The sequence below is a fragment of the Rhizobium azibense genome (assembly GCF_004342325.1).
Taxonomy (GTDB): Bacteria; Pseudomonadota; Alphaproteobacteria; order Rhizobiales; family Rhizobiaceae; genus Rhizobium; species Rhizobium etli_B.
In genome coordinates this window covers 635,943-653,744 of record NZ_SMBJ01000001.1, presented here as the reverse complement: position 1 = coordinate 653,744, position 17,802 = coordinate 635,943, and the positions used below count along the sequence as shown (strand labels likewise).

Sequence of the window (17,802 nt, the reverse complement as noted above, 5' to 3'; positions counted from 1 at the left end):
ATCATGCTGCAGCAAAACGGCTGGCCGCCTCGCACACTGCCCGAAAGGCGACGCGGGCTCCATCGCTCATATGACGGGCTCTCAGCCAGGCGTGCACCAATTGCGGCTCTTCGCGGAACCAGACCTCAACACCGGCCCTGGCAAGCTTTGCCGCGTAGCGGCGGCCATCGTCACGCAGCGGATCGAAATGAGCGACGGTGATGAAGGCGGCCGGCAGCTCCGCAAATGAGGCGGCGGCAAGGGGTTCGGCGACAGGATCGCCTGGGGGAGCCTTCACCATCGCACGGTAATAGGCGACGTCCGACGTTCTCAGCCCCGGTGCATTTTGCATTTCCCTGTAGGAACCGGATAGAAGATCTCCGCCAAGTGCCGGATAGATCAGCACCTGGCCGGTAATGCCGCCCAATCGCTGCTGCCGTGCTCTGATCGCCAATCCAGCGGCGAGATTGCCGCCAGCACTGTCGCCGATCAGCACGACCTGCCGGCCCGAGACGAGCAGGTGTTTCAACACCTCGAAACAATCATCCGTTTGCGCCGGCCATCGATTTTCTGGCGCAAGGCGATAATCGACCGAAACGAGTTCGGCACCGGCAAAATCCGCAATCTCGGCGCAGATCGCATGATGGCTTTCAAGCGATCCCACGACAAAGCCGCCACCATGCAGATAAAGCAGGGCAGTCTCTGTCCTGATCGCCTTCGGCCGGTAATGCCGTGTCGCTATCCGGTCGGAAACGAGGGCATCGGCACTCGTCAGTCCCTCAGGCACGTGCTGGTCGAACCGCGCACAAAGCGCATCGTACCATTGCCTTTGCTGGGAAATGGAAGCATCTACCGCATCAGCGGGATAGAAGCTGTCACAGATTTTTAGGAACTGCAAAACCCCTGTCTCTGTCGGCATCGATTGGTGCACAGGCAACCCTCATCTTGGTTCGAAGTTCGTCCGTTCTCTTTCTCCGTAAAATCCGCTCGATCGGCTTTACGCTTGAAATTCCTAAACCTGCTGGATGAGCGTGCGCCCGATGAATTTCGGCGGCTCGCCACGCAAGACGAGAGACGTCGTTACGGCCCCGAACCGCGCAATCGAATCCACCAGCGTCTCGAGGTCTCCCGGTGACGGGACGAGAACCTTCAAGAAAAAGCAGTCCTCTCCCGTCAGCCGCAACACTTCTATGACATGCGGCATCTCGGAAAACTGTTTCAAACATGCGCGGATGTGCTCGTGCGTCGTGCGCAGGCGCACGATCGCCATCATTCCCAACCCGAGCCGGGCGGCATCGATACGTGCACCGTAGCCGGCGATGATGCCACGTTCTTCCAGCCGCTTCACTCTCTCCGACGTCGCCGGTTGAGACAATCCAATCTTGCGCCCAAGTTCAGAAATCGCAATGCGTCCATCCTCCTGCAAGGCTTCAATGATGGCGATATCGGTCGGATCGAGCAGGAAGCGACCGTTCTGGGCAGGTGGCATGCTGTGACCTTTAGTTCATCGGAAATCGGATGTGTTTTCCGATGATTGCCTATTCCAGAGACAGATGGAAGACGCCATCGTCCTGGCATGAAAGGAGAAAAGCATGGCCGACATCATCATACTGCCCGGTATTGGAGGATCAGGGGAAACCCATTGGCAAACGCATTGGGAGCGGGCAAATCCCGAAGCGATCCGTTTTCAACCGAAGAGCTGGGATAAGCCGGATCTTGCCGACTGGGCCGCAGCGCTGGAGCAAACCGTCGCCGCCACGAAAAATGCGCCGCTGCTGGTAGCGCACAGTCTGGCGTGTCTTCTGGTCGTCCATTGGCAGCGCTTTTCTTCTCTTCCCGTAGCAGGCGCCTTCCTTGTGGCGGTGCCCGATCCACAGTCCGAAGCCTTCCCAGCGGAGGCTGGCGCTTTCACCGGCCCGCCAAAAGGCAGGCTCCGTTTTCCCTCTCTCGTCGTTGCAAGTTCCAACGACCCTTATGGCAAGATTGAACATGCCCGCCTACGGGCGGCTGAGTGGGGAAGCCACATTGCCGAGGTCGGAGCACTCGGCCATATCAATGGCGGCAGTGGGCTTGAGGACTGGCCGAGCGGATTTGCCCTGTTCCAGGCCTTTGCCAAGAGCATTTCCAAGTGAGTATGAGCCGGCCGATTGCTGCCGAGCGGCGGCTTGAACGAAGCTTCAGCCGTAGAGGCGCTTTGGATATCGCCGGTGATGGAGCCACATGCCGTGAACTACTTCGTGTAGAGCGCCCGCGAGCGTTCGAGATGCTTCAAAACCGCTGCTTCAGCACCATCGGCGTCGTTTGCGGCAAGCCGCTCGAGTATTTCCTCGTGCTCGACCAGTGTAAGCTTTTCCTTGCCGGTCCAGATGAGCATGTCGGTGTGATATTCCTTCAGCCATGCGAGCATCGCCTCACTTACGGCAACGAATATCGGATTGCCGGAAATTTGAGCGATGCGCGTGTGAAACTTCATATCCGCGGCGATGAATTCTTCTGCGTGTCCCAATGCGCGGCGCTGGCGTTCGATAATGTCGCGAAGCTCGTCGACGTCGCTCTGCTTGGTACGTTGAGCGGCCTCCCGCGCCATGCCCCGTTCGAAGAAAATCCGGGCGCTCTTCAGATGCTCCAGCGAATCGGCCGACTGGGACAGCATGATCTTCGCGGTCAAATCGACCTGGCGGAAGATCGATTGAGCCGTCAGTTGCAGTACCTTGGCTCGTTCACCATGGGAAATGTTCACGAGCCCCTTATTGGCAAGTGACTGCATCGCTTCGCGGATTGCAGGACGACCAACACCAAAGCGCTCCATGAGAACGCGTTCGGACGGCATTTCGTCGCCAGGCTGAAGTTCGCCTGACGTAATCATCCGCTCAAGTCGATCAAACACTTCGTCGGACAGTTTCCGGCGGACGATTTGTTCGATGGGTTGTGTCATAAGATCTCGCTGGCTCAAACGTCTCCTCCTATCATCTTCCATGCCGAGAACAAAGCTCAGCCCCAAGTCGCACTCCAAAAGAATCCGCTTTTCATCAAATGGAATACTCATTATACCAGATGATCAGTTGATGCCATGACAATTTGTCGTGCGAAAGGAGCGACCCGCACGTTATGACGATTACACTGACCTACCGCATCGAGACACCCGGGAGTGTCGACGCCATGGCGGACAAGATCGCAAGCGACCAGTCGACTGGAACCTTCGTGCCCGTTCCGGGTGAAACCGAGGAACTGAAATCGCGTGTCGCCGCCCGAGTACTGGCGATCCGCCGCCTTGGCGATGCAAGCCGTCCGACCTGGCCCGAAGTTGGCCCTGGCACTTTGCTCCACCGCGCAGATGTCGACATCGCCTATCCGCTGGACGCGATCGGCACGGATCTTTCGGCCCTGATGACCATTGCAATCGGGGGCGTCTATTCCATCAAGGGCATGACCGGCATCCGCATCGTCGACATGATACTGCCGGAGGCCTTCAAGAGTGCCCATCCGGGACCACAATTCGGCATTCCTGGAAGTCGTCGCCTGACCGGGGTAGAGGACCGTCCGATCATCGGTACGATCGTCAAGCCGGCTCTTGGCCTGCGGCCACACGAAACGGCACAGCTTGTTGGCGAACTCGTCGAATCCGGCGTCGACTTCATCAAGGATGACGAAAAGCTGATGAGCCCGGCATACTCGCCACTCAAGGAGCGTGTCGCAGCGATCATGCCACGTATTCTGGACCACGAACAGAAGACCGGAAAAAAGGTCATGTATGCGTTCGGCATCTCACATGCCGACCCCGACCAGATGATGCGCAACCACGACATCGTCGCCAAGGCCGGCGGCAACTGCGCCGTCGTCAACATCAATTCGATCGGCTTCGGCGGCATGAGTTTTCTTCGAAAGAGATCCAATCTGGTGCTGCATGCGCATCGCAACGGCTGGGACGTGCTGACGCGCGCGCCTGGCGCCGGCATGGACTTCAAGGTCTACCAGCAATTCTGGCGACTGCTCGGCGTCGATCAGTTCCAGATCAACGGCATTGGCGTCAAATACTGGGAACCGGACGAGAGCTTCGTCGCCTCGTTCAAGGCCGTTACCACGCCGCTCTTCGACGCCTCCGACTGCCCGCTTCCGGTTGCTGGATCCGGTCAGTGGGGAGGACAAGCCCCGGAGACCTACCAACGGACCGGCCGTACCACCGACCTTCTCTACCTTTGCGGCGGCGGCATCGTCAGTCACCCCGGCGGACCGGCCGCCGGCGTTCGGGCCGTACAGCAGGCCTGGCAGGCCGCGGTCGCCGACATACCATTGAAGACCTACGCGAAGGATCATCTTGAGCTTGCGGCCGCCATTGCAAAGTTCAGCGACGGAAAGGGCGCCTGATCGAGATGGACAAGCTCCTCGTCAGCTACTACGGCGATGACTTTACCGGCTCCACCGACGTCATGGAGGCCTTGGCGTCGAACGGCATTGCCACTGTGCTTTTCCTCGACATCCCGACACCTGAAATTCTCTCCCGCTTCAAGGGTTGCCGGGCAATCGGTATTGCAGGAACAAGCCGCAGCGAGACACCCGCATGGATGCAACAGCACCTGACGCCCGCTTTCGAATGGCTGAAGTTGCTGGGTGCCGAAATATGCCACTACAAGGTCTGCTCGACCTTCGATTCCAGTGCTGAGATCGGCAGCATCGGCAAGGCGATCGAAATCGGCCGGACGACGTTTTCCCAGTCTATTGTGCCCGTCATCGTCGGTGCGCCGCAATTGAAGCGCTATACCGCCTTTGGCAACCTCTTCGCCGCCTACCAGGGCCGCATCTATCGCATCGATCGGCACCCGGTGATGCGTTGCCATCCAGTCACTCCGATGGATGAGGCCGACCTTGCCGCCCACCTGGCAAAGCAGACGCGCGTTCCCGTTGCAGTCGCCGACCTTGTTGCACTCACATCAGAAAACGCCGATGCGCGGATCGACGAACTCGCATCGATTTCTGACGGGATTATGCTCATCGATGTCGATTCGGAGGCGACGCAGGCGGCTGCGGGTAAACAGCTACTCCGACTTGCCCGCAAATCCGGGAGTTTCGTTGCCGGCTCGTCAGGTGTCGAATACGCGCTTCTCAGTGCCTGGCGGCGAAACGGGTTTATCGGCGAAAGCCGCATTTCGTTTGCCGATGTCGGACCAGTCGACCGCCTCGCCGTCGTGTCCGGCAGCGTATCTCCGACAACCGAGCGCCAAATCCGAAATGCTGTCCAAGTCGGATTTGAAAGCATTGCGCTCGACCCTCTTGCACTGGTGTCGGAAGATAGCGAACGATTGGTGGACGAAGCGGTACGGGCCGGCACTCGAAAGCTGAAGGAGGGAAGGAGCGTCATTTTCTATACCGCCCTTGGCCCCTCGGCGGACGTTGGCATTCACATCGACATGGTCCCCTTCGCACGTCACAAGCTCGGAAGTGCGCTCGGCTCGGTTTTGCGCCGTTTAATAGAAAGCCAAGGGCTTTCGCGCGCGGTCATTGCCGGCGGCGATACCTCCAGTCATGCACTCAGGCAGTTGAAGATAGACGCCCTGACGACGCTTCTCCCGCTTCCCCACACACCTGGTTCTCCGCTTTGCCTCGCCCATGGCAGCTATGAGCCGACCAATGGCCTACAGATCGCCCTTAAGGGCGGCCAGGTCGGGTCCGACCACTATTTCGCGCAGATCCGCGATGGCAAGAGGAACTAAGATGAGCTTATTGGGCTGCACCAGCTCTACGAACAACCGTCCACGAAGTTCTCCCCGTCGCGCACCGCCTCGCCGCGGCGGACCGTGAACCCGACAATCGCCGCCAGCGGTTCGTCGTCCCCTCCTTCGCCAATGACGTTGAAGAACTGCCAGCTCGATATTGTCGGGTTAGATCGTTTCGACAGCCGCTAGCATTTCGCGGGAGCGTTCACACCATGAATGATCCTTCAGGGCATGCGTCGGTGGGTGGGCCATTGATCGGCTCTGGCAAGAAAATAGCACACCGCTACTCTTATTGATGATATGGTGATTGACTCATCATACCAGCATGTGATCCTATCAGTTGAAGAAGAGATGAGGGAAACATGACTAGAATCGCCCTATTCGGCGCAGGCGGAAAAATGGGATATCGGCTTGCCAAAAACCTCAAGGATTCGCGCTTCGACGTGCGCCATGTTGAGGTCAGCGATGCCGGCAAAGATCGCCTGAAGAATGGCCTCAACCTCGATTGCGTGCCGGTCGATGCTGGTCTGGACGGCGCAGAAGTGGTCATCCTCGCCGTGCCCGATACGGCAATCGGAAAAGTCGCGGCAAGCATCGTCGACAAGCTCAAGCCCGGCGCCATGGTCGTGGCGCTGGACGCTGCGGCTCCCTTTGCCGGTCATCTGCCAAAGCGCGACGACCTCACCTATTTTGTCACCCATCCCTGCCATCCGCCAATCTTCAATGACGAGACGGAGATGCAGGCGAAGAAGGACCATTTCGGCGGCCTGTTCGCCAAGCAACACATTGTTTCCGCGCTGATGCAGGGACCAGAAAGCGCATACGCGCTCGGTGAAGAGATCGCCAAGGTCATCTGGGCGCCCGTCATGCGCTCGCATCGGGTCAGCGTCGACCAACTTGCAATGCTCGAACCTGGCTTGTCGGAAACAGTCTGCGCGTCACTTCTCGTCGTCATGCGGCAGGCCATGGACGAATGCGTCGCGCGCGGCGTGCCTGAGGAAGCTGCCCGAGACTTCCTGCTCGGCCATATGAACGTGCTCGGCGCGGTCATCTTCAAGGAAATTGACGGCGTGTTTTCGGATGCCTGCAACAAGGCGATCGAGTTCGGCATCCCGGCGCTAATGCGCCCAGACTGGAAGAAGGTATTCGAACCACAGGAGATCGCCGAAAGCATCCGGCGTATCACCTGAGCTGGCCCGGGGAGGCAAAGCCTCCCCTCAACCGCCCAAAGGGAGACGGGGCGTCATTCACACTCGGGAGGAGATCATGATACTAGCTCTGAAATTGAAAGTTGCGGCCTTCGCCGGCGCACTGGCGCTTGCAACGGCCATTCCTGCATATTCGGCCGACCTTATCGCCATCATCACGCCGGCCCATGACAATCCCTTCTTCAAGGCCGAAGCTGTCGGTGCCGAGGCCAAGGCGAAGGAACTTGGCTACGAAGCCCTCGTCATGACCCATGACGATGACGCCAACAAGCAGTCCGAAATGATCGACTCTGCAATCGGAAGGGGCGCCAAGGCCATCATCCTCGACAATGCCGGTGCAGACGCCTCTGTCGCGGCCGTCAAGAAGGCCAAAGATGCGGGCATCCCCTCCTTCCTGATCGACCGCGAAATCAATGCGACCGGGGTCGCCGTTGCCCAGATCGTTTCCAACAACTACCAGGGTGCCCAGCTTGGCGCTCAGGAGTTCGTCAAGTTGATGGGTGAAAAGGGCAATTATGTCGAGCTGGTGGGCAAGGAGTCTGACACCAATGCCGGCATCCGCTCCCAGGGATATCATGACGTTATCGACGACTACCCGGACCTGAAAATCGTCGCCAAGCAGTCGGCGAACTGGAGTCAGACGGAAGCCTATTCGAAGATGGAGACGATCCTCCAGGCCAATCCCGACATCAAGGGCGTGATTTCAGGCAACGACACGATGGCCATGGGCGCGATCGCAGCCCTGCAGGCTGCCGGCCGCAAGGACGTGATCGTCGTCGGCTTTGACGGTTCCAACGATGTCCGGGACTCCATCAAATCTGGCGGCATCAAGGCGACGGTCCTGCAGCCGGCCTATGCCCAGGCACAATTGGCCGTCGAACAGGCAGATGCCTACATCAAGAGCAAGACGACGCCCAAGGAAGAAAAGCAGCTCATGGACTGCGTTCTCGTTAACGCCGACAACGCCGACAAGCTCGAGACCTTCGCGCTCACGAACTAACATCAGCCATGTCCTGCAAAGGGCGCGGCATGCCCCTTGCAGGACAAATAGTATGACGTCGAGGTTCATTGCATGTTGAGAATGAAGGGCGTTCTGCTGGCTGCAGTCGTGGCGGCGGCTTTGCCCAGTTGCAAGATCGTCAAGACGCCGACCGCAGAGGAAAAGGCGACGGCAGAGGCCAAGACCGCCTTCGACCCGAATGCAAGGGTCGAGGCAATCTGGCAGCCCCAGGTCGTACCCTACTTCGAGAAACGTGCAGGCGAACTGAAGGAAGTCTTGCAACTGTCCACCTCCAGCCCAGACCAGGCGGGAGACAAATATGGCAACCCGCGCAAGCAGAGCAGCGCGCCGTGGACCTATGCGGTGAAATTCACCGGCAAGATCATCGCCGCCGACACGACATCGCGTGCAGCAACGCTCGATGTCGACGCCGATGGCGACGGCCTAGCTGACGCAAAGGTCCAGATCGGGCCGGCTGTGCGCGGCACGGCGTTGCGCGACACGCTCGACTTCGTCAATTTCAACGAATTCAAGAATCAGATCGAGTGGGCGCAGTTTGGCAAGGCGTTCAACGAGAAAGCCAATGCGGCCTTCCTGTCCGCCATCCCCCGCGACGGCCTAGCCGGCAAGACAGTGACGGTCATCGGATCTTTTCCCCTGCCAAGCAGAGGACAACTTCCACTTGTCACGCCTTGCCTACTGACGGTGGCATCATGACCGGAAGCGCCACAGCAAAGGACGACATCATCCTGCGCCTCGACGACGTGTCGAAGGTCTATTCCGGCATCATCGCGGTCAAGCGCGCCAATCTCGAGCTGCACCGGGGCGCCGTTAACGTCCTGGTCGGTGAAAACGGTGCAGGCAAATCGACGCTCATGAAGATCATCGCCGGGGTCGAACGGCCGACACTTGGCCGCATCATCCTGGATGGCGAGCCGGTCTCGTTCGCAAGCCCGGCCGATGCGCAAGCCTGTGGAATCGGCATGATCTTTCAAGAACTCAATCTCTTCGCCAACATGTCGGTCGCCGAGAACATTTTCGCAACTCGCGAAATCACCCGTGGCCTGTTCGGCATCGACCACAAGTCACAGGCTGCGAAGGCCAATGAATTTCTGAAGCGTCTGGATGCCGGAATCGAGGCCGATGCCATGGTCGAGGATCTGCCGATTGGCCAGCAGCAGCTCGTCGAAATCGCCAAGGCGATGTCTGTGAATGCGCGCATCCTGATCATGGACGAACCAACCTCCGCCCTTTCGGCCGCCGAAGTCGAGGTGCTCTTTAAGGTGATTGCGGAGTTGAAGGCTCAGGGGGTGGCGATCGTCTACATTTCGCACCGTCTAGAAGAGCTGATGCGCATCGGCGATTACATCACCGTGCTGCGCGACGGCCAGGTTACCGGCCAGGCAATGATTGGCGATATCGATACACGCTGGATCGTACGCTCGATGATCGGCTCTGATGCAAAGGATTTTGCAAAGTCGGCAGATCACGGCGTTGGAGACGAGGTCTTCCGCGCCGAAAACATCAGCCTGCCGCGAACGACGGGCGGACTTGCGGTCGACAACGTCTCGCTTTCCGTCAAAGCGGGTGAAATTCTCGGCATCTATGGTCTCATGGGCGCCGGGCGCAGCGAATTCTTCGAATGCGTGATCGGACGTCACCTGCACTCGACGGGCAAGATCTTCATCGAAGGCAAGGAAATACGCGCCCGCGATACGACCAGGCGCATCCGCCGGGGCATTGCGCTAATTCCCGAAGACCGACAACGGGAGGGACTGGTCCCGGTGCTGTCCATCGCCTCCAACCTGACTTTGGCAAGCCTTGGTCGCTTTACCCGCCTCTTCCATATCGACGGCGGCGCCGAAAAGAAGGCCATTCGTGATGCTATCCGCGAGCTCTCGATCAAGGCGCCCAACCCGGATTTTGAGGTGACCTCGATGTCGGGCGGCAACCAGCAGAAAGTGGTCATCGGCAAGGCGCTCATGACCAATCCGAAAGTGCTTTTGATGGACGAGCCAAGCCGCGGCATCGATGTCGGCGCCAAGGCAGATGTGTTTCGCACCATGCGCCGGCTGGCGGCAAACGGGCTCGCCATTCTGTTTTCGACTTCGGACCTCGAAGAGGTCATGGCACTTTCCGATCGCATCGCGGTCTTGAGCAACGGCCAACTGGTGGCGATCTTCGACCGCAGCGAGGCAAAGGAAGAAGCCATCGTCCAGGCTTCGGCCAAGGGACATGGACATCAAGGGAAACTCGCGTCATGACGGCCGCTACCTCATCCACCTCAACGCCGGCGAGCGCGACCGGCTCTTTCCTTCTGACGCTGATGAAGCTCAGGACCTTCATCGCGCTCTTCGCCGTCATCGTGTTCTTCGCGATCTTCGCACCGAATTTTACCTCGACCGCGAACATGATCCTGATGTCAAAACACGTCGCGCTCAATGCCTTCCTGGCGATGGGCATGACATTCGTCATCATCACCGGCGGCATCGACCTGTCCGTCGGATCGATCGTCGGGCTTTGCGGCATGGTCGCCGGCGGCTTGATCCTTTACGGCATCGAGCTGCCAATCGGCTACACGATCTATTTCAACCTCTTCGAGATCGTGTCGATCACACTCTCGATTGGTCTCATCATCGGCCTGATCAACGGGCTGCTCATTACCAAGCTCAACGTTGCCCCGTTCATTGCGACGCTCGGCACCCTGTATATCGCCCGCGGCCTGGCGCTGCTTTCCTCGGATGGCCAGACCTTTCCGAACCTCGTCGGCCGGCCGGAATATGCCACGACCGGCTTCGACTTCTTTGGCGCAGGTCGGGTGCTCGGATTGCCGGTATCGATCTGGATCCTCATCGCGCTCTCACTGCTTGCAGCCTATGTCGCGCGCTCGACGCCGATCGGCCGTCATATCTTCGCCGTCGGCGGCAACGAGCGCGCGGCGCGCATGTCGGGGATCCGCGTCGATCTCGTGAAGGTCTTCGTTTATATGTTCTCCGGCCTTTGCGCGGCCATCGTCGGCATCATCATCTCATCCGAACTTATGGCTTCGCACCCGGCGACTGGTGAGAGCTTCGAACTCAACGCGATCGCTGCGGCGGTTCTTGGAGGAACATCGATGTCCGGCGGCCGCGGGACGATCGGCGGAACGATTATTGGCGCCTTCGTCATCGGTATTCTGTCGGACGGGCTGGTGATGATGGGCGTCTCGTCCTTCTGGCAGATGGTCATCAAGGGTCTGGTGATCATCATTGCCGTGGTCGTCGATCAGGCCCAGCGTCGACTGCAGCAACGCGTTAGTCTCATGCAGATGGCAAAGGCGGGTTGAAATGAGCGAATTGAAAGGGGCATTGATCGGCTGCGGCTTTTTCGCGATCAACCAGATGCACGCATGGAACGATGTCGATGGCGCCAGGATCGTCGCGATCTGTGACCGCGATCCGGCAAGGCTGAAGGTCGTCGGAGAGCAGTTCGGCATCGATCGTCGCTATGGCGACGGCGAAGCACTGTTTGCAGACGGCGGTTTCGATTTCGTCGACATTGCCACGACGGTAGAGAGCCACCGCGCCCTTGTGGAAATGGCGGCCCGGCACAAGGTGCCGGCCATCTGCCAGAAGCCGTTTGCAAAGACGCTGTCGGACGCAAGGATCATGGTCGAGACGTGCCGCAAAGCCGGCGTGGCGCTGATGGTACACGAGAATTTCCGCTGGCAGACGCCAATCCAGGCGGTTCGAAAGGCGCTGGAGGTCGGCGCAATCGGCACACCATTTTGGGGGCGCATCTCCTTCCGCTCCGGCTATGACGTCTTCTCGGGGCAGCCGTACCTGGCAGAAGGTGAGCGGTTCATCATAGAGGATCTCGGCATCCATGCACTCGACATTGCGCGTTACATCCTCGGCGACGTCTCGGCCGTTACGGCTCGCACCAAGCGGGTCAACCAGAAGATCAAGGGCGAGGACGTCGCAACGATCCTGCTTGACCACAAAAACGGCGCCACATCGGTCGTCGACGTCAGCTATGCCACGAAACTGTCGACGGAACCGTTCCCCGAGACGCTGGTCGAGATTGATGGATCCGAGGGCACGATCCGGCTCACCCAAGGTTACGGCCTCAAAGTGACCAATGCGCAGGGCACCACGACCACGAACGTGTCGCCGAAGCTGCTGCCATGGGCGTCACGGCCGTGGCATAACATTCAGGAAAGCGTCTATGCAATCCAGCAGCACTGGGTCGATCAGTTGAAGCGTGGCATGGAACACTCGACGTCCGGCGCCGACAATCTGAGGACATTCGCACTCGTCGAGGGAGCCTATGAAAGCGCAGCCACAGGTCAGACGATCGATGTCGGAGCGATGCTTCAATGACAGACGATCCATTTCTGCTCTACGGCACCCGTTTCGTTGAAGCAAAGCCGGTCCGACTGCGTTGCGGAAAACTGGAGGCCGATCTTGCCAATGGCGGCCTCCGCACCATTCGCTATGACGGAACCGAAGTGCTCAGAGCAATCTCCTACCTTGTGCGTGACCGGGACTGGGGCACCTACATCCCGGAGATTTCCGACCTCAAGATCGACCAGAATGACGACCGTTTCGAGGTCTGCTACCGGGCTCGGTGCGACGGACCGCAGGCGACGACGCTTGTCATCGAAGTTCGCATCGCTGGAAGCACCGACCGGCTCGAATTCATGGCCGAAGCTGTCTCGCAAACAGGCTTCGAGACCAACCGCTGCGGCTTCTGTATCCTGCATCCGATCGTTGGAATAGCCGGAACGCGGGCTGCCGTCGAGCACGTCGACGGCAGGATCGTGGCAACGACGTTTCCTGATTTGATCGAACCGTGGCAACCGTTCAAGGACATGCGTGCCATCAGCCATGACGTCATGCCTGGCGTCAAGGCGGAATGCAGGATGGAGGGCGACACCTTTGAAATGGAAGACCAGAGAAACTGGTCGGATGCGTCATTCAAGACCTACGTCAGACCACTCGCCCTTCCGTGGCCCTATCAGATCCCGCTCAACCAGCCCGTCCGGCAGAAAGTATCGCTCATCATCAGGGACGGCCGCCGCGCCGAACGCCCCTCGGCTGCGCCTTTCTGCAAAACTATAAAACTCGAGCTCGGGCCGCGGACCGGCACCATGCCGGCAATCGGCCTAGTCATTGCGCCCGAGGAAGCTGATGCCACGCTGTCGGCAAAGACGATACTATCGGAAATCGCTCCCCAGGAACTTCTCTTCCATTTCGATCCTGATTGTGGGCATGGCGTCGAAGCGCTTGACCGGTTCGCCGCAATCGCCGCCATTCACCGCGGACGCTCGACGCTTGAGGTCGCACTTGCCTGCAAGCAATCACCGGCACTCGAGGCGGCCACGATTGTCCGACAGATGCAGTCGGCAAAATTCAAACCGGATGCGATTATGATCTCGCCCTCGGTCGACCGCCAATCAACCCCGCCCGGCAGCAAATGGCCGGACTGCCCACCTCTTGAAGAGGTCTACGCAGGAGCCCGCTCGATCTTTTCGGGCATTCGTATCGGCGGCGGGATGCTGAGCTATTTTACTGAACTTAACCGCAAACGCGTGCCCGACGGACCCCTCGATTTCATCAGCCACTGCACCAACCCCATCGTGCATGCGGCCGACGATCTCAGCGTCATGCAGACACTGGAGGCCTTGCCTTTCATCACCCGCTCCGTGCGTGCCATCTACGGCCGGAAACCCTACCGGATCGGCCCATCGACCATTGCGATGCGACAGAACCCCTATGGCAGCCGCACGATGGATAATCCGTCGGGTGCACGCATCCCCATGGCCAACCGCGACCCGCGCCATAACGGACGTTTCGCGCAGGCCTTTGCACTTGGTTACGCCATTCAAGTGTTGGATGCCGATCTCGAATGCCTGACACTTTCGGCATTGACCGGTTCGTTCGGTTTGATCGCAGGTCCGGGTGAACCGATCGAGGAAGGCGCCCGACGCCCGCTGTTCAATACCGTGCGGACGCTGTCTGCATTGGCTGGTTCATCCTGGCAGGAGTGCTTGTCCTCCTCCCCCTCCGAGGCCCTGGCATTTGTCGTTAACGGCCCGACAGGGGCAAGGCTCCACATCGTCAACCTGACGAGCCGCGAACAGAGCATCGATTGTGGCACATGCATAAAAGGGTCGGGAGATGCGAGCGCAATCCGCCAGCTCGGCCCGCTCGCGACGGCAGTCTTGCCGCTTGCGGATTGACCTTCAGCGTCAGCAACTGCATCTATGACATCGTGCTTCGATCAGGGAGGATCGGTGTGAAGACCAAGAAGCTTATCAATTCCGGTGCAAACGTCGTCGATGAGATGCTCCAAGGTGTCCTGGTGGCTCATCCTCACCATCTTTATGCGGCCGAGGACATGCCACGGGCGATCATTGCCAAGAACGGGCCACGCAAGGGCAAGGTCGGGCTGGTCATCGGCGGCGGATCCGGGCACGAACCGACATTCCTCGGTTTTGTCGGCAAGGGGCTCGCAGACGCTGCAGCGATAGGCAATGTATTCGCATCGCCACCGCCCGATCCGATTATCGCCTGTGCCAAAGCCGTCGACGGCGGCGCCGGTGTTCTTTTCATGTATGGCAATTATGCCGGCGACGTCATGAACTTCGATATGGCCGCCGAAATGCTTGCCCTGGACGACATAGAAGTGCGGACCGTACTGACGACGGACGACGTTGCCTCGGCCCCTTCGGATCAAATGCACAAGCGACGCGGCGTAGCGGGCAACGTTTTCATATTCAAGGCCGCTGGTGCGGCATGCGATCTCCTGTATTCCCTCGACGACGTCGAGCGCGCCGCCCGACGCGCGAATTCGCGCACCTACACGATGGGCGTCGCGCTTTCGCCGTGCTCGCTGCCGCAGACGCTCAGACCGAACTTCATGATCGGCGAAGACGAGATGGAGATCGGGATGGGAATTCACGGAGAGCCCGGCGTGGCTCGCGGGCCGTTGAAAACTGCCGACGAGGTCACCGACGAACTCATGGACAGCATTCTTGGGGAGATGAATGCCAGTCCCGGCGATCGTGTCGCAGTCATGGTCAACTCTTTGGGTTCGACGCCGATGATGGAACTCTACATCATGATGCGTCGCGTGAAGTCCCGGCTTGATGATGCCGGACTTGTCATCCACACGTCACTCGTCGGAAATTACTGTACGTCGCTTGAGATGGCTGGCGCGTCGATCACCGTCATGCACCTCGACGGGGAGCTTCAGCGCTTGATCGACCACCCCTGCGATTGCGCCATGTTTACGAGGTAACCGATGGCCATTACAACCAGGGATCTGCAGCATCTGCTTGCGCTCATCGCCGAGGAAATGGAAAAGAACCGCGATCGCCTTTGCGAGTTGGACGGTGTCATCGGCGATGGGGACCATGGTCTGGCGATGGACGCTGGTTGCCAGGCGATCACGAAGGCCGTTGGCGAACTCGATGCCGCCCAGACTGCGCCGACGCTTCTGTTCAATATCGCCGCAAAGGCATTTCTGAACGCCGTCGGCGCTTCGTCGGGGCCCTTGTATGCCACGGCATTCATGCGCGCCGGAGCTGCGGCGAAGGACAAGCAGGCATTGAGCGATGACGACTTGCTGTCTGTCGTCGCGGCGATGGCTCAAGGCATCCATGAGCGCGGCAAGGCAGAGATCGGCGAGAAAACGATGATGGACGCCTGGGGGCCGGCGGCCAACGCTGCGCTCGAGGCCCGGCGTCAGGGAGCTTCCCTTTCCCAATGCTTGGCGGCGGCCGTTCAAGCGGCGCGCAAGGGCTGTGAGGCGACGAGCGGCATGGTCGCGACCAAGGGTCGCGCGGCCCGGCTGGGTGATCGGGCGGTGGGACACGTCGATCCTGGCGCGGCGTCGGCCGTCATCATGATTGAATCGATGGCGCGGTTTGCGTCTGCGCGTGAGGGGTAGCTATCACAACTGGGTGTGCGGACTGCCTCGACTTGCGCGAGACTTAAAGGGACCTGGACCTGCGCAGACGGCCGAAGCGGAAACCGTCGGCTACGGCCGCACGAACCATCATCATTTCTCCGATCGTTTCGTGCGTCAGAAGACCGATGAGATGATCAGCACCGTCCACGACCGCGATCGCCGGCACATTTCCGTGCTGCATCAAACGCAGGCTATCTTCCAGACTTTTGCGATGATGGATTTGCGGAATGTCAGTACGCATCGCGCTTGCAACCGGCGTGTCTGGACCTTTGTCCTTTAAGGCGCGTATCATGTCATCACGTGTTAGCAGCCCTTCAAAGCGGCCGGCGGAATCGGTAACGGGAAATTCGCGCTGGGTTGTCGCAAGCAGCATCTCAATCGCCTCGTCGATAGTCGCCGAGCGTTTGAGTTCCACGAATTTGGTGACCATCACGTCGCTAATGAGCACTCTGCTGGAGAGCTCGCGGATCTGCGCATGCTGCGCTTCTGCGGTTGCAGCGAGGTAAACGAAGATGCCGATGAAAATCAGCAGCGGGTTGTAAAGAAGGCCGACGAAGCCAAAAACAAAGGCAAGGCCTTGGCCGATCGTAGCAGCAATCTGCGTCGCCCGTGACCAAGTAAAGCGCGATGCGAGGGCGGCCCGCAGCACCCGGCCTCCGTCCATCGGAAAGGCTGGGATCATATTGAAAAGAACGAGGAAGATATTGACCCCGGCAAGCCTAGCCAGGAAACCGCCGCCAGGATCCTCGACATCGGCCATCTGCTCGATGCCCGCTGAGGCGCCGATGGCAAGAATGATCAGCGCTGCGATCGCGACGTTGACGAGCGGGCCGGCGATGGCAATCAGCAGTTCCTGGTGAGGCACGTCGGGCATGCGTTCAAGACGGGCGACGCCGCCGATCGGCAACAATGTGATGTCAGGCGTTTTGATCCCGAAGTAGCGAGCAACGGCAACATGACCGAACTCGTGCAGTACGACGCAGACGAAGACGGCGATGATGAAAGCCGTGCCATCCCAGGCTGCCTGTGTACCGCCGATCCGGTAATGTGTCAGCCAGATCCAGACGAGCAGCAGCGCAAAAGTAATGTGAACGCGTACGGCCGTGCCGGCGATCGTGCCCATCTTGAAGGACCAACCCATCGATCATCCCCTTGAGCTTTGCGAAGATTGGGCCGAAATTAACGGCATCAAATTTCCGAGCTCCATCGGAAAAGGAAATATGATTGTCGAGGTCTTCTCGCCAGCGATCACGTTCAGCGTGCTCAGATAGCGAAGCTGCATGGCCTCCGGCTGCCTGGCGAGGATTTCGGCGGCTTCAAGCAGCTTTGCTGCAGCCTGCTGCTCACCTTCGGCATTGATGACCTTGGCGCGCCGTTCGCGTTCGGCCTCCGCCTGTCGGGCGATTGCGCGAACCATGGATTCATTGATGTCCACATGCTTGATCTCGACATTGGCGACCTTGATGCCCCATGCATCGGTCTGGGCATCCAGGATCTCCTGAATGTCGCTGTTGAGCTTGTCACGTTCGGCCAGCATCTCGTCAAGATCGTGCTTGCCGAGGACCGAACGCAGCGTCGTTTGAGCAAGCTGGCTTGTCGCCGTCATGAAGTCCTCGACCTGGATCGTCGATCTTTCGGGATCGATAACCCTGAAATAGATGACAGCGCTGACGCGGACAGAGACATTGTCGTGCGAGATAACATCCTGACCGGGCACATCGAGCACCCGCGTGCGCAGGTCCACGCGTATCATTTGCTGGACATACGGGACCAACAGGATCAAGCCGGGACCCTTGACGCCAGTGAAGCGGCCGAGCGTGAAGACGACCCCCCTCTCATATTCGCGCAGGATTTTGATCGCCGATGCGATCACGAGCAGCAAAACGAGAATGACCACAAGGTAAGATGCGAGTTCTGCAAAGATGCCCATGACGCTTCCTCCTGCTTT

General features: G+C 59.2%; 17 protein-coding genes. 12 read left to right on the top strand and 5 right to left on the bottom strand.

The features are described from left to right. Position 1: 1 nt before the first annotated feature. Both EV130_RS03125 and EV130_RS03120 read right to left on the bottom strand, forming a co-directional pair. Positions 2-898, bottom strand: coding sequence for an alpha/beta hydrolase (locus EV130_RS03125; RefSeq protein WP_132659202.1), 897 nt, complete (start codon positions 896-898; stop codon positions 2-4). A 93-nt stretch (positions 899-991) separates the two neighbouring features. Continuing rightward, positions 992-1,468 carry an Lrp/AsnC family transcriptional regulator gene (locus EV130_RS03120; protein WP_074064027.1) on the bottom strand — a complete coding sequence of 159 codons (477 nt, stop codon included), beginning with the start codon at positions 1,466-1,468 and terminating at the stop codon, positions 992-994. A gap of 103 nt (positions 1,469-1,571) precedes the next feature. Here EV130_RS03120 and EV130_RS03115 point away from each other — a divergent pair, with 103 nt between their 5' ends. Continuing rightward, positions 1,572-2,111: an RBBP9/YdeN family alpha/beta hydrolase gene (locus EV130_RS03115; RefSeq protein WP_074064026.1), complete on the top strand. Its 540-nt coding sequence runs from the start codon at positions 1,572-1,574 to the stop codon at positions 2,109-2,111. Positions 2,112-2,209: 98 nt separating this feature from the next. Here the strand turns inward: EV130_RS03115 and EV130_RS03110 are convergent, their stop codons facing one another. Next, on the bottom strand, positions 2,210-2,914 hold the full coding sequence (locus tag EV130_RS03110; protein WP_074064025.1) for a transcriptional regulator NanR: 705 nt from the start codon (positions 2,912-2,914) through the stop codon (positions 2,210-2,212). 173 nt (positions 2,915-3,087) lie between these two features. Between EV130_RS03110 and oiaX the strand changes: the two genes are divergently transcribed. The 11 genes from oiaX to dhaL all read left to right on the top strand — a co-directional run bounded on the left by oiaX (position 3,088) and on the right by dhaL (position 15,833). After that, a complete protein-coding gene (gene oiaX / locus EV130_RS03105) occupies positions 3,088-4,344 on the top strand; it encodes a 3-oxo-isoapionate-4-phosphate decarboxylase OiaX (RefSeq protein ID WP_132659200.1) in 1,257 nt (418 codons plus the stop codon). 5 nt (positions 4,345-4,349) lie between these two features. Next, complete coding sequence (locus EV130_RS03100) at positions 4,350-5,687, top strand: four-carbon acid sugar kinase family protein (protein ID WP_132659198.1); 1,338 nt, start codon at positions 4,350-4,352, stop codon at positions 5,685-5,687. A gap of 365 nt (positions 5,688-6,052) precedes the next feature. Then, complete coding sequence (locus EV130_RS03095; RefSeq protein WP_132659196.1) at positions 6,053-6,880, top strand: phosphogluconate dehydrogenase C-terminal domain-containing protein; 828 nt, start codon at positions 6,053-6,055, stop codon at positions 6,878-6,880. A 76-nt stretch (positions 6,881-6,956) separates the two neighbouring features. After that, a complete protein-coding gene (locus EV130_RS03090; RefSeq protein ID WP_132659194.1) occupies positions 6,957-7,898 on the top strand; it encodes a D-ribose ABC transporter substrate-binding protein in 942 nt (313 codons plus the stop codon). Between the two features lie 72 nt (positions 7,899-7,970). Next, positions 7,971-8,615: a DUF2291 family protein gene (locus EV130_RS03085; protein WP_132659192.1), complete on the top strand. Its 645-nt coding sequence runs from the start codon at positions 7,971-7,973 to the stop codon at positions 8,613-8,615. Then, positions 8,612-10,162 carry a sugar ABC transporter ATP-binding protein gene (locus EV130_RS03080; RefSeq protein WP_132659190.1) on the top strand — a complete coding sequence of 517 codons (1,551 nt, stop codon included), beginning with the start codon at positions 8,612-8,614 and terminating at the stop codon, positions 10,160-10,162. The genes EV130_RS03085 and EV130_RS03080 overlap by 4 nt, the downstream gene beginning before the upstream one ends. Continuing rightward, positions 10,159-11,223, top strand: coding sequence for an ABC transporter permease (locus EV130_RS03075; RefSeq protein ID WP_132659188.1), 1,065 nt, complete (start codon positions 10,159-10,161; stop codon positions 11,221-11,223). Before EV130_RS03080 ends, EV130_RS03075 begins: the two co-directional genes overlap by 4 nt. A 1-nt stretch (position 11,224) precedes the next feature. Continuing rightward, positions 11,225-12,259 (top strand): Gfo/Idh/MocA family protein, encoded by a 1,035-nt coding sequence (locus EV130_RS03070; RefSeq protein WP_132659186.1) that lies wholly within the window; start codon positions 11,225-11,227, stop codon positions 12,257-12,259. After that, entirely contained in the window at positions 12,256-14,121 is a 1,866-nt protein-coding gene (gene apnL / locus EV130_RS03065) for a D-apionate lactonase (protein ID WP_132549080.1), read from the top strand. The genes EV130_RS03070 and apnL overlap by 4 nt, the downstream gene beginning before the upstream one ends. Positions 14,122-14,177: 56 nt before the next feature. Continuing rightward, positions 14,178-15,182 carry a dihydroxyacetone kinase subunit DhaK gene (locus EV130_RS03060; RefSeq protein WP_132549083.1) on the top strand — a complete coding sequence of 335 codons (1,005 nt, stop codon included), beginning with the start codon at positions 14,178-14,180 and terminating at the stop codon, positions 15,180-15,182. A gap of 3 nt (positions 15,183-15,185) precedes the next feature. Next, positions 15,186-15,833 (top strand): dihydroxyacetone kinase subunit DhaL, encoded by a 648-nt coding sequence (gene dhaL / locus EV130_RS03055; RefSeq protein WP_074064015.1) that lies wholly within the window; start codon positions 15,186-15,188, stop codon positions 15,831-15,833. Between the two features lie 43 nt (positions 15,834-15,876). Here the strand turns inward: dhaL and EV130_RS03050 are convergent, their stop codons facing one another. Both EV130_RS03050 and EV130_RS03045 read right to left on the bottom strand, forming a co-directional pair. Continuing rightward, positions 15,877-16,995: a site-2 protease family protein gene (locus tag EV130_RS03050; RefSeq protein ID WP_074064014.1), complete on the bottom strand. Its 1,119-nt coding sequence runs from the start codon at positions 16,993-16,995 to the stop codon at positions 15,877-15,879. 3 nt (positions 16,996-16,998) lie between these two features. After that, complete coding sequence (locus EV130_RS03045) at positions 16,999-17,784, bottom strand: slipin family protein (protein ID WP_074064013.1); 786 nt, start codon at positions 17,782-17,784, stop codon at positions 16,999-17,001. Positions 17,785-17,802: the final 18 nt, after the last annotated feature.

What these genes read in the sequence shown, in the direction of transcription:
- EV130_RS03075 (WP_132659188.1), top strand. Translation starts at nt 10,159, where the DNA reads ATGACGGCCGCTACCTCATCCACCTCAACGCCGGCGAGCGCGACCGGC.
- EV130_RS03110 (WP_074064025.1), bottom strand. Translation starts at nt 2,914, where the DNA reads ATGACACAACCCATCGAACAAATCGTCCGCCGGAAACTGTCCGACGAA.
- dhaL (WP_074064015.1), top strand. Translation starts at nt 15,186, where the DNA reads ATGGCCATTACAACCAGGGATCTGCAGCATCTGCTTGCGCTCATCGCC.
- EV130_RS03045 (WP_074064013.1), bottom strand. Translation starts at nt 17,784, where the DNA reads ATGGGCATCTTTGCAGAACTCGCATCTTACCTTGTGGTCATTCTCGTT.
- EV130_RS03095 (WP_132659196.1), top strand. Translation starts at nt 6,053, where the DNA reads ATGACTAGAATCGCCCTATTCGGCGCAGGCGGAAAAATGGGATATCGG.
- EV130_RS03125 (WP_132659202.1), bottom strand. Translation starts at nt 898, where the DNA reads ATGCCGACAGAGACAGGGGTTTTGCAGTTCCTAAAAATCTGTGACAGC.
- EV130_RS03100 (WP_132659198.1), top strand. Translation starts at nt 4,350, where the DNA reads ATGGACAAGCTCCTCGTCAGCTACTACGGCGATGACTTTACCGGCTCC.
- EV130_RS03080 (WP_132659190.1), top strand. Translation starts at nt 8,612, where the DNA reads ATGACCGGAAGCGCCACAGCAAAGGACGACATCATCCTGCGCCTCGAC.
- apnL (WP_132549080.1), top strand. Translation starts at nt 12,256, where the DNA reads ATGACAGACGATCCATTTCTGCTCTACGGCACCCGTTTCGTTGAAGCA.
- EV130_RS03085 (WP_132659192.1), top strand. Translation starts at nt 7,971, where the DNA reads ATGTTGAGAATGAAGGGCGTTCTGCTGGCTGCAGTCGTGGCGGCGGCT.
- EV130_RS03090 (WP_132659194.1), top strand. Translation starts at nt 6,957, where the DNA reads ATGATACTAGCTCTGAAATTGAAAGTTGCGGCCTTCGCCGGCGCACTG.
- EV130_RS03050 (WP_074064014.1), bottom strand. Translation starts at nt 16,995, where the DNA reads ATGGGTTGGTCCTTCAAGATGGGCACGATCGCCGGCACGGCCGTACGC.
- EV130_RS03120 (WP_074064027.1), bottom strand. Translation starts at nt 1,468, where the DNA reads ATGCCACCTGCCCAGAACGGTCGCTTCCTGCTCGATCCGACCGATATC.
- oiaX (WP_132659200.1), top strand. Translation starts at nt 3,088, where the DNA reads ATGACGATTACACTGACCTACCGCATCGAGACACCCGGGAGTGTCGAC.
- EV130_RS03070 (WP_132659186.1), top strand. Translation starts at nt 11,225, where the DNA reads ATGAGCGAATTGAAAGGGGCATTGATCGGCTGCGGCTTTTTCGCGATC.
- EV130_RS03115 (WP_074064026.1), top strand. Translation starts at nt 1,572, where the DNA reads ATGGCCGACATCATCATACTGCCCGGTATTGGAGGATCAGGGGAAACC.